The sequence below is a fragment of the Pseudomonas sp. AKS31 genome, from assembly GCF_023634765.1.
Taxonomy (GTDB): Bacteria; Pseudomonadota; Gammaproteobacteria; order Pseudomonadales; family Pseudomonadaceae; genus Aquipseudomonas.
The window spans coordinates 1-409 of sequence record NZ_JAMLFX010000041.1; the positions used below are offsets into that span (position 1 = coordinate 1).

Here is a 409-nt window from a genome sequence, read left to right on the forward strand (position 1 = left end):
CCTACGCACCTGTCAGATCTGACAGGTGCGCATTCTGCCGTTTAGCCGTTCAATCACTCCGTCATCTTCCCGCCACGGAGTCCTCGCCATGTCCAACCCCATCGAACCTATGCTCCTCGAAGAACTCGGCATCCCCGGTCGCAGCAAAGACCCGGTGTCGACGAATCCCGATGTCTGGGGCATCAACATCGCCGCGGCGCTGGACAACTTTCCGCTTCATGGCCTGCTTTGCCAGGCGGGGCCGTGGGGCAACATGGCCGAAGGCGACAGGTTGACGGTCTTTTGGGGCACCGGGCAGAACGTCTGGGTGGAGACCGTCAACAAGGACGAAGTCAAGACGCAACTGCGCATGTTCGTGCCTCCCCGGCACATGGTCGATGGCGAGTTTGCGGTGTCCTATTCCGTCAGG

At 60.9% G+C, this 409-nt stretch carries 1 protein-coding gene; it reads left to right on the plus strand.

Translation table 11 applies throughout. The features are described 5' to 3' along the window. Positions 1 to 88: 88 nt before the first annotated feature. Positions 89 to 409: hypothetical protein (locus M9827_RS27625; RefSeq protein WP_250608394.1), on the plus strand; the 321-nt coding region annotated here is incomplete at its 3' end.